The sequence below is a fragment of the Dickeya sp. ws52 genome (assembly GCF_007210685.1).
In the GTDB taxonomy this organism is placed as follows: Bacteria; Pseudomonadota; Gammaproteobacteria; order Enterobacterales; family Enterobacteriaceae; genus Dickeya; species Dickeya chrysanthemi.
This window is the reverse complement of the sequence record NZ_SZVX01000068.1, coordinates 1-320: the sequence shown is the minus strand read 5'-3', so window position 1 is coordinate 320 and position 320 is coordinate 1. Positions and strand designations below refer to the sequence as shown.

At 70.9% G+C, this 320-nt stretch carries 1 protein-coding gene; it reads left to right on the top strand.

Annotated features, from left to right (window positions below):
- On the top strand, window positions 1–320 hold a 320-nt coding region (locus FDP13_RS21550), incomplete at both ends, for a hypothetical protein (RefSeq protein ID WP_143840383.1).

Below are 320 nucleotides of genomic sequence, written 5' to 3'. Positions count from 1 at the left end.
GATAACACCCACCTGCAGGGCAGCCGCATCGTGGCGGACCGCGTCAGCCTGAGCGCGGGCGGGGATATCGACAACCGCGGCAGCACGGTGACGGCGGTGGAGGCGCTCAACATCGCCGGCGGCGGCAACCTGAGCAACGGCGAGGGCGGGCTGCTGAGCGCGGGCGGGGCGCTGAATCTGGTGGCGCTGGGCAACCTGACCAACCGCAGCGCCACGATACAGGGCAATACGGTGACGCTGGCGAGCGTCAACGGCGATATCGTCAACAGCACGACGACCAGCCAGTGGCAGACGGCGGCCCGGGACGGGCGGGGCAGCGG